The organism is Streptomyces sp. 5-10, assembly GCF_014712245.1.
Classification (GTDB): Bacteria; Actinomycetota; Actinomycetes; order Streptomycetales; family Streptomycetaceae; genus Streptomyces; species Streptomyces violaceusniger.
The window spans coordinates 1-10,185 of sequence record NZ_JACVYG010000056.1 but is presented as its reverse complement, the minus strand read 5'-3'; the positions used below and the strand labels follow the sequence as shown (position 1 = coordinate 10,185).

General features: G+C 71.5%; 6 protein-coding genes and 1 pseudogene. 1 reads left to right on the top strand and 6 read right to left on the bottom strand.

What is annotated here, in order from left to right; translation table 11 throughout:
* Positions 1-130: 130 nt before the first annotated feature.
* Positions 131-982: an ATP-binding cassette domain-containing protein gene (locus IEJ02_RS51210; RefSeq protein WP_498067124.1), complete on the bottom strand. Its 852-nt coding sequence runs from the start codon at positions 980-982 to the stop codon at positions 131-133.
* A 219-nt stretch (positions 983-1,201) separates the two neighbouring features.
* Positions 1,202-1,744, bottom strand: a pseudogene (locus IEJ02_RS51205) (ATP-binding cassette domain-containing protein); the annotation flags it as partial.
* A gap of 528 nt (positions 1,745-2,272) precedes the next feature.
* On the opposite strand from IEJ02_RS51205, the gene IEJ02_RS39445 reads away from it, so the two are divergent.
* On the top strand, positions 2,273-2,968 hold the full coding sequence (locus tag IEJ02_RS39445) for a hypothetical protein (RefSeq protein ID WP_191069192.1): 696 nt from the start codon (positions 2,273-2,275) through the stop codon (positions 2,966-2,968).
* Positions 2,969-3,040: 72 nt separating this feature from the next.
* On the opposite strand, the gene IEJ02_RS39440 is transcribed toward IEJ02_RS39445, so the two are convergent.
* The 4 genes from IEJ02_RS39440 to IEJ02_RS39425 all read right to left on the bottom strand — a co-directional run.
* Positions 3,041-3,742 (bottom strand): alpha/beta fold hydrolase, encoded by a 702-nt coding sequence (locus IEJ02_RS39440; protein ID WP_191069191.1) that lies wholly within the window; start codon positions 3,740-3,742, stop codon positions 3,041-3,043.
* A gap of 34 nt (positions 3,743-3,776) precedes the next feature.
* Positions 3,777-4,619, bottom strand: coding sequence for an aldo/keto reductase (locus IEJ02_RS39435; RefSeq protein ID WP_191069190.1), 843 nt, complete (start codon positions 4,617-4,619; stop codon positions 3,777-3,779).
* Positions 4,620-4,803: 184 nt separating this feature from the next.
* Positions 4,804-5,652: an SAM-dependent methyltransferase gene (locus IEJ02_RS39430; protein WP_191069189.1), complete on the bottom strand. Its 849-nt coding sequence runs from the start codon at positions 5,650-5,652 to the stop codon at positions 4,804-4,806.
* A gap of 123 nt (positions 5,653-5,775) precedes the next feature.
* A partial coding sequence (locus IEJ02_RS39425) for an SDR family NAD(P)-dependent oxidoreductase (RefSeq protein WP_191069188.1) occupies positions 5,776-10,185 on the bottom strand: 4,410 nt, incomplete at its 5' end.

Sequence of the window (10,185 nt, the reverse complement as noted above, 5' to 3'; positions counted from 1 at the left end):
AACGTGCGCGAACGCTGGATCTTCATTTCGCTGTCGCGAATTTCGAATCCGGAACGGAGCGGCGGGGTGCCCGGCCTGGAGGCCAAGCGGGTGCACCCCGCCCTCGGGGAGAGCGCCGACGGGCTCGGTCTCAGCCCGTTTCCGTCACTTCCCTTGCCCCGGATGTCGTCTCGAGCACCTCCCGGACCTCGTCGGCGGCGATGTCCCGCAACTCCTCGCCGACCAGCAGCCACCGGGTGATGCCGATCGACTCCAGGAACGGCAGATCGTGGCTGGCGACCACGAGTGCGCCCTGGTAGGAGTCCAGCGCGCTCGTCAGCTGTCGCGCACTGGCCAGGTCGAGGTTGTTGGTCGGCTCGTCGAGCAGCAGCAACTGCGGGGCCGGTGCGGCGAGCATGGTGGCCGCGAGGGCGGCCCGGAAGCGTTCGCCACCGGAGAGGGTGCCCGCCGGCTGCTCCGCACGCGCGCCCTTGAAGAGGAAGCGCGCGAGCTGGGCGCGGATGTGGTTGTCGGTGACACCGGGCGCCCGGCGCGCCACGTTGGCCGCCACGCTCAGCTCGTCGTCCAGCACGTCCAGCCGCTGGGGGAGGAACCGCAGCGGTACGTACGTCCTGGCCTCGCCGGACAGCGGGGCGAGCCCGCCGGTGAGGGTGCGCAGCAGTGTGGTCTTACCGGCCCCGTTGCGCCCGACCAGCGCGATGCGTTCGGGCCCGTGCACATGGAGGGTGGCATCGCGCAACGCGCCGTACCGGGGGCGCAGTTCACTCAGGCTGAGCACGGTGCGGCCCGCGGGTACGGCGGTGTGCGGCAGGCTCACCCGGATCTCGGCGTCGTCGCGGACCGCGTCCGCGGCCTCCTCACGCCGCTCGCGCGCCTCGTGGAGGCGGTCCTCGTGCAGATCGCGGAGCTTGCCGGCCGACTCCTGCGCGGCCCGCTTGCGGGCACCGGCGACGATTCTCGGGGCCCGCCGCTCGATGTCCATCTTCTTGCTGTTCCGCTGACGGCGTGCCAGTTTGATGTGGGTCTCCTCCAGTTCGCGCTTTTGCCGCCGCACATCCGCCTCGGCGGCCCGCAGCATGCGCGCTGCCGCCTCCTGCTGGGTGGCCAGCGCCTCCTGGTAGGCGGACCAGCCGCCGCCGTACCAGGTCACCGCCCCGGCCCGCAGTTCGGCGATGCGGTCCACCCGCTCCAGCAGCTCACGGTCGTGGCTGACCACGACCAGCACACCGGAGCGCCAGGAGTCCACGGCGTCGTAGAGCCGGCGCCGCGCGAACAGGTCGAGGTTGTTGGTGGGTTCGTCGAGCAGCAGGACGTCGGGACGCTCCAGGAGCAGGGCGGCCAGGCGCAGCAGTACGGTCTCCCCGCCGGACAGATGGCCGACGGTGCGGTCCAGTTCGACATCGCCGAGCCCGAGTTGGCCCAGTGTCGCCAGGGCCCGCTCCTCGACGTCCCAGTCGTCGCCGATCGTCTCGAAGTGGGCCTCGTCGACGTCCCCGGCCTCGATGGCGCGCAGGGCGGCGCGCCGCTCGGCGATGCCCAGGGCCTGGTCCACGCGGAGGGTGGTGTCGAGCGTGATGTCCTGCGGAAGGTAGGCGAGGCTGCCGCCGACGGTCACCGACCCCTGGGTGGGGCGCAACCGGCCGGCGACCAGCCGCAGCAACGTGGACTTGCCACTGCCGTTGGTGCCCACGAGGCCGGTGCGGCCGCGTCCGATGCCGAGCGAGAGCCCGTCGAAGACGGGCATGCCGTCCGGCCACTGGAAGGACACGGCCGAGCAGGTCACGGAGGCGCTGGGGGTGGGGGATGCTGCCATGGTGTTCTCGCATTCGTAAGCGCTGTGAACAAGGGGCTACGTATGCGAGCACCACGCGGCGACCAAGCCGGGAAATCGGGTGCGGCCCTCCGAAGGGTGAGGGACGGCGTATGCACCGAGGTCGCATCCACGCGGGGTCACGGGCGGCAAGAAGGCCGGCTACGGCGTGACGGGTTACGGCTTGTGCCGTACCGCGCGATGATCGCGAACCTCAGATACGCAACGTCCACCTCTATCGGAGACAACAGGACCCGGGCAGTGTACCCCAGCCGTGGGGTGTGATGTCGTGGCCGCGGCCGGGCGGGGGCCGCGCTGCCACCTTCCTGCCAACCTTTCCCACTCCCCCGCTACCGCGTACGACCGCCGTTACGATCACCGCGTGACCTGGCGGCGCACCCGCACCGAGGTGCGCCGCCCGTTTCGGGTCGCATCGGATCATCGGATCAAGGGGCGTGAGAAGTGAACAGCCGGTTAAGCATCGCGGCCGTGTCGGCCGTCTCCCTGGTGGCGCTCCTGGGCGGCACGACGGTGGCGACGGCGCAGGAGTCCGACCCGGCGCCGAAGTCCTGTGACGGTGTCCGGCTGACCGGCGAGCTCCCCGCTCCGGCGCCCGGCCAGGCCGTTTCGGGGCAGATCACCATTGGCGCGGACTGCAAGCCGGAGCGGGTCTCCGTCCAGCGCGGCCCGGCGTCGGCCCGCTCGGCCGGCGCCGCGACCGCCTCGACCGCTGCGGGCAGCAGCGCCACGGCCACCGCCGCCGGCCATCAACTACGTGGCTGGAACGAGATGTACGACTGCTGCAACATCCGGATGACGGGCCTGTACACCGCCTCCTCATGGGACACGGCCAACGGGCGCATCACCACGGGCGGCACCACGGCCACCCAGGAGTGGAACCGCGAGCCGTGGGACGCCGGTTGGTCGCTCACCTCGCAGACCGCGAAGGACGACTGCGTCGCGGATTGCGCCGAGGTCAATTCCGAGGCGCACGCCGACTTCGCGTACAAGGGTGTCTTCGACCCGACCGGCGGCTGGTACGACAACACCCACCACTCGTACGTGCACTTGAAGGCGGACGGGACGGCGAGCTGCCGCTTCGATGTGGAGCTGCGGCACACCTTCGTGGGGTGGAACTGGCGGTACGGCTGCGAGTGACCGCACCGGCGGTGCGATGGCACACGGCGTGGCCACCGCCGTGTGCCATCACGCGTCAAGCGTGGTGCGGGGTCACGGCGCCCCAGCGCACCCGAGCAGTATCCGGGCGAGCTCACGCGGCTGGGAGAACATCGGCCAGTGGCCGGTGTCCATCTCGACCAGCCGCCAGTGCTCGCTCTTCAGCAGCTCGGCCACATCGTCCATCGGCTCATCGCCGTCGAGCAGACACTTGATGTACGTGGCCGGAAGCCCACCCAGCGGGCGCGCCAGCACGGCAGGCTCGGACAGTGTGGCGCCCGGATGCGGCGTGGCACCGGCCACGATCCGCGCGATCTGCTCGTCGGTGAGCCCCTGGCCCTCGTAGTCGGCCTCGGTCAGGGGCGCCCAGAAGCCGTCGTTCGCGGCCATCGACGCCTCCACCATGGCCCGGCCGCTCGGCCAGGCCGACAGGAACGACTCACCATCCACCGGGACGTTGGAGTCCACGAACACCGCATGGGCCAGCCGGTCGCCGATGCGCTCGGCGGCCTGGCCGACCGGGATGCCCGCATAGCTGTGCCCCACCAGGACCACATCGCGCAGATCGAGGCGCTCGATCTCGCCGACGATGTCCTGGACGTGGGTCTGCTGCCCGGCCGCCACACCCTGCTGATCGGCGAGTCCGGACAGCGTGAGGGCATGGGCGCCGTGTCCGGCCGCCCGTAGCTCCGGCACCACCTCGTCCCATGCCCACGACCCCAGCCACGCACCCGCCACCAGTACGAATTCCGTCATGGTGGCAAGGTAGCGCGGGGGTCTGACAACGGGCTCACAGGACGTCGAGGGGTACGGGCCCCGTGGGCGGTGGGAAGGCGCGGTCCAGCGTGGCCAGGTCCTCCGGGGTGAGCTCGAGGTCCAGCGCGGCGCGGTTCTCCTCGACATGCTCGACCCGCCCGGCCTTGGGGATCGCCATCACCCCCTGCCTCAGCACCCACGCCAGCATGACCTGCGCGGGCGTCGCGCCATGGGCCCCTGCGACCTCCCGCAGCGCGCCGGTGCGCGGCAGGCGTCCCTGCTCGATGGGCGAATAGGCCATCAGCGGGATGTCGCGCCGGTGGCACCAGGGCATGAGGTCGTACTCGACACCGCGCCGGGTGAGGTTGTAGAGCACCTGGTTGGTGGCGACACCGTCGCCACCGGGGATGGAGACGAGGTCCGTCATGTCAGAGGCATCGAAGTTGCTCACACCCCAGTGCCGGATCTTGCCGCTCTCGGTGAGTTCGCTGAAGGCTTCGAGGGTCTCCTCCAGTGGGATCCGCCCCCGCCAGTGCAGCAGATACAGGTCCAGCCGGTCCGTGCCGAGCCGCCGCAGGCTGGCCTCGCAGGCCGCGATGGTGCCACTGCGGTCGGCGTGGCCGGGGAGCACCTTGCTGACCAGGAACACCTCGTCGCGGCGACCGGCGATCGCCTCTCCGACACGTTCCTCGGAGGCGCCGTTGCCGTACATCTCGGCCGTGTCCACGACGGTCATGCCGAGGTCGAGCCCACGCCGCAGCGCCGCGATCTCATCGGCGCGGCGCCGTGGGTGGTCACCGATGCGCCAGGTGCCCTGGCCGAGCAGCGGGATCCGCTCCCCCGAGGGCAGCGGGACGGTGTCCGGTGCGCTGGTCATCTTGCCCGCCTCCCTGGTTCTCCGGCTGCCTCCCACGGTAGGCGACGCCACGCGCGATGCGATGCCCGCACCGCCTGGCCCCGGCGGTCGGTCGGGCCCCTCCACGCCGAGGGGCGGGCCGAATGTGCCGGCCCGCCCCTGAATGACTCCCTGAAGAGCACCGGGAAATTCCGGCGCCGAGAACTTACGCGGTTTCGGGGCGCCGCGCGGTGGCGATCAGATAACCCAGCTCGGGCATTTCCATGTTCTCGCCCTCCGCGGGCTTCAACTTGTTGAAGACCTCCGGATCGACCTTGGACGCCAGCTGCTCCATGTTCTGGGCCATGGCCTCACCGAGCCGCCGGACCGACTGCTTGGTGGTGCTTTCGCTGACGTCGAGCAGCTCCGTACAGCGCAGCCCGGCCCGGCGCAGCATCGCCGGGTACGTCTCGAAAGACGCGGGCGGCTGGGTGAGGTACCGCTGGAGAATGTTCTCGATGACCGGCCGCCGCTCCTCGGATATCTCCTCGCGCTCGTAGTTGTCGGTGAGCGCCAGCCGCCCGCCCGGGCGCAGTACGCGGGCGGCCTCCGTGAGCGCCGCCGTCCGGTCGGGCATCTGCATCACGGATTCCAGCATCCAGACGGCGTCGAAGGAGCCGTCGTCGAAGGCCAGGTCCATCGCGTCGCCGTACTGGAAGGTGACCTTGCCGCTCACCCCGGCGGCCTCGGCCAGCTCATTGGCCTTCTCGACCTGCTTACGGCTGACGCTGATGCCCACCACCTCGGCACCCGTCTTCTGCGCGAGCCTGATCGCGGGCCCGCCGAAGCCGCAGCCGATGTCCAGGACCCGGGAGCCGGCGCCGATGCGCAGCCGCGCGATCATCATGTCGGTGAGCCGGTCGGCGGCGTCCTCCAGGGTGGTGCTGTCCTCCTGGCTGTTCCAGTAGCCGACGTGGATGTTCGGGCCGTACAGCGAGGCGTCGAACATGCCCACCAGCTGGTCGTAGAACTCACCGACCCGCTCACCGACCGCGCTGACATTGGACGACGTCATGATGTTTCCTCCCGCAGTAATGGAAAGGTCTTCGGCGACATCAGAAATCCGCGAGCGCCTTCCCCGTTTTTTCTTCCGCGCTTCGAATGAACGCGAGCCTATCAGGATGTCAGGCAATGCGAATCACACGTTCTCCGCAAGCCAGTTGAGAACCGCTTCGGCGGCCACGCCGGCGAAATCCTCCATCATGGTGAAGTGGTCGCCGGGAACGTCGATACGGGTGAGCGTGGCGCCCCATGCCGATTCTTCGTCGTTCCCCTCCCCGGATCCCGGAAAGGATTCCTCCGCTTTCACCGTGAGAATCGGCGCGTCGATCGGCGTCGGCCCCCAGTCGGAGAAGAGGCGCAGATAGCCCCCCATCGCGGTCAGCCTGCCCTCGTCCACCACGCCGAACATCTTTTCCCGGTCGAACATCTTGCCGGACAGATTCGTCTGGATCCACGGCAGCGCCTCGCTGCGCGGCAGATAGGTGTCCAGCAGAACGACCGCCGCGGGCGCGTTGCCACGTGCCTCCAGCCACCCGGCGACCGCCTGGGCGATCCAGCCGCCGGACGAGCGTCCGACGAGCACGAACGGCTTCTCCCCGACACAGCGCAGCACCGCCTCCGCCTGCATCTCCACGACGGCGTCGACGCTCGCCGGAAGCAGTTCCCCCTTGCCGAAGCCGGGCTCGGGCAGCACGGAGACATCGCGGCGGCCCCGGAACCCGGCCGCGAAGCGGGCGTACTCACGGGGTCCGGAGATGGCGACCAGCGACGGGAAGCACACCAGCCCCGGCGCCGTACTGCCCTTGGAGAGCCGCACCAGCTTGGGCGGGGTGGTCAGCTCCGCCGCCGTACGGAACGACGGGCGCAGCCGGGCCGCGGCCATGAGCAACTGGGTGCCCGCCACGTACTGTTCATCGGCGCATGCCTGCCGGTACAGCGCCTCGATCGTCGAGCCGGTCGCGGCTTTGGCCGCACCGGCGGTCGTGGCCGCACCGGCGGTCGTGGCCTGATGCGGCGCTCCGGCGGCGGGCGCCTCGCCTCGGGGCGCGGAGTCCGAGGCGCCGGGGACCAAGTGGGCCCGCAGATGGGCGGCCAGCGCCGCAGGTGTGGTGTGGTCGAAGAGCAGCGTGGCGGGCAGGTTGAGACCGGTGGCGAGGTTGAGCCGGTTGCGGATCTCCACCGCGGTGAGCGAGGTGATGCCCAGCTCGAGGAAGGCGTGGTCGTCCTCCACCAGGTCCGGTGAGTCATGGCCGAGCACGGTGGCGGCATGTGTGCGCACCAGCTCGGTCAGGACCTGGGTCTGCTCCCTGGCCGACAGCCCCTGCAGACGCTGCCCGATCGGCTCCACTCCCCCGGCGCCGGTGGCGGAGCCGGATGCGGCGTTGCGGGCGGTACGGCGGGCCGGGACCCGGACCAGCCCGCGCAGCAGATGCGGGACGCCGAGGGAGGCGGCCTGCACTCGTAGGGCGGCGATGTCGAGCCGCATGGGTACGAGGAGCGGGTGTGCGCCGTTGGTGCTTTCCGACCGCGGGCCGCCGCTCGCATCGGTGCCCTCGCCCGGCCCGTAGTCCCCGGCCGGGGCCTGCGCTCGCGCCGTCGCCGCCTCGAAGAGCGCCAGGCCCTCCTCTGACGACAGTGCGGTCACTCCCGCCCGGTTGAGCCGTTCGACGTCGCTGTCGTCCATGTGCCCCGTCATGGCGCTGCGTTCGGCCCACAGCCCCCAGGCCAGGGAGACCGCCGGCAGCCCCCGCGCCCTGCGCAGCTGCGCCAGCGCGTCCAGGAACGCGTTGGCCGCGGCGTAGTTGGCCTGGCCACTGCCACCGAACACGCCCGCCGCCGAGGAGAACAGCACGAACGCGGACAGCGGCAGGTCCTCCGTCAGCTCATGGAGGTTGAGGGCGGCATCGGCCTTGGGCCGCAACACCGTATCGACGCGCTCCGCGGTCAGCGACCCGATCACCCCGTCATCGAGGACACCGGCCGCGTGCACCACCCCGGTCAGCGGATGCTCGGCCGGTACGGAGGCCAGCAGCCGCGCCAGCGCGGCGCGGTCGGCCGTGTCGCAGGCGGCCAGGGACACCGAGGCCCCCGACGCGGTCAGCTCGTCCACCAGCCCGGCGGCGCCGGTCGCCTCCCGGCCCCGGCGGCTGGTCAGCAGCAGATGGCGTACGCCGTGCTCGGCCACCAGGTGACGGGCCACCAGGGACCCCAGTACCCCCGTGGCACCGGTGATGAGGACCGTTCCCTCCGGGTCCCACAGTGAGGTGGCACCGGCCTCGCCGTCCCGCTCCCCTGCCGACGCGGACGTGGACGTGGACGAGGACGAGGACGAGGACGAGGTCCCGCGGGCCGCCGGGACCCGGGCGAGCCGTGGCACCAGCACCGCGCCGCCGCGCACCGCCAGCTGCGGCTCGTCGCCGGACAGGGCCTGCGGCAGGGCGGCGAAGGACGCCTCCTGGTCGTCCAGGTCGAGCAGCAGGAACCGGTCGGGGTTCTCCGACTGCGCCGACCTCACCAGCCCCCACACTGCGGCGCAGGCCGGATCGGCGAGCGGCTCCCCGGGCCGGACACCGACCGCCCTACGGGTGACCAGCACCAGCCGGGACCGTCCGAACCGCTCATCGGCCAGCCACGACTGCACCAGCGCGAGCGCCCGGTGCGCCGTGGCGCGGACCGTCTCGGCAGACGGCAATTCGCGTGCCGCCGGGTCCGTTTCGTCGCGCGTGGCGAGTGTGTGGGGCGTGGGGGACGGGACCGGAGAGAGGGAGGACAGGGAGGCGAACACCAGATCCGGCGCCGTTCGCCCCGCCTCGATGGCCTCTCCCAGAGCGGACAGATCCGCATGCGTCTCGGCGAGGGCACCGGCCGTGCCCGCCGACTTCAGCGCCGCCGACAGCCCCGTGTCGCCTTCGGCGAGCACGGCCCAGCGGCCGGCGGAGCCGGACGATGGGGACACCACCCCGGGTGCCGTCCACTCCAGGTGGAAAAGCGATTCGTGGAAGGCACCATGCGCCGCACCGAGCTGGTCGCGGGCGACCGCGCGGGTGACGAGGGAAGCCACCGAGGCCACCGGCTGCCCCGACTCGTCGAGCGCGGTCAGCGACACCGCGTCCGCCCCTGCCGGGGCCAGCCGCACCCGCAGCGCGGACGCGCCGGTGGCATGCAGCGCCACTCCGCTCCAGGCGAAGGGAAGCCGGACCCGTCCGGTGCCGGACCCCTCGTCCCGGCGGACGTCGCCATCGGGCTCGGGGAGGCGGACGAAGCCGCCGAACGCCATCGCGTGCAACGCGGCGTCCAGCAGGGCCGGGTGGAGGCCGAAGCGCTCGGCGTCCTGCCGCGCCTCCTCGGCCAGGCGGACCTCCGCGAAGACCTCGTCGCCCTTGCGCCAGACGGCGCGCAGCCCCTGGAAGGACGGCCCGTAGCCGAGCCCGGTCCGTGCGAACCGTTCGTAGAGCCCGCCGACATCCACCGCCTCCGCACCGGCCGGTGGCCATGCCTCCGGGCCGGTGGGGTGACCGGCAGCCGCCGAGGTGCCGCTGCCGAGGACGCCGGTGGCGTGCTGCGTCCAGGGGCTGTCCTCCGTCTGTGCGTACACACCGACCGAGCGCCGACCCGCCTCGTCGGGACCGCCGACGGCGACCTGCAGCCGGACCGTGCCCTGCTCGGGCAGCACCAGCGGTGCTCCCAGGGTCAGTTCGTCCACCTGGTCGCAGCCGACCGCGTCACCCGCCCGCATCAGCAACTCCACGAAGGCCGTGCCGGGCAGCAGCGTGACATCCGCCACCGCGTGGTCGGCGAGCCAGGGGTGGGTGCGGAGCGAGAGCCGACCGGTGAGCAGGAAACCATCCGAGTCGGGCAGTGGCAGGGCGGCGCCCAGCAACGGATGTCCGGCCGCGTCCAGCCCCACCGATGCCACATCACCGGCGGCGTCGATGGCCTCGGACTCCAGCCAGAAGTGGGTGCGCTGGAAGGCATAGGTCGGCAGATCGACGCGCCGCGCGCCCGTTCCCGCGAACATCCCCGCCCAGTCGACGGACGCGCCGCCGACGTATGCCTCGGCGAGGGAGGTGGCGAATCGGTCGAGACCACTTTCGTCGCGGCGCAGCGAACCGACGGCGGTGACACGGGTGCCGTGGTCCTCGGCAGTCTGTTCCACGCCCATGGTGAGCACCGGATGGGCGCTGGCCTCGATGAACACCTGGAAACCGTCGGCCAGCAGGGCGCGGACGGTCTCCTCGAAACGGACCGTCTGACGCAGATTCCGGTACCAGTACCCCGCGTCCAGCCCCGTGGTGTCCAGCACACCCGCGGTGACCGTGGAGTAGAACGGAACCGAGGAAGCCCGGGGAGCGATATCCGCCAGCTCCCGCGACAACTCCTCCTCGATGTCCTCCACATGGGCGCAGTGCGAGGCGTAGTCCACGGGGATACGACGCGCCCGGATCCCGTCCGCCTCGCACGCCGCCAGCAGCTCGTCCAGCGCGTCCGCGTCGCCGGAGACCACGACCACCGAGGGCCCGTTCACCGCCGCCACCGACAGCCGCTC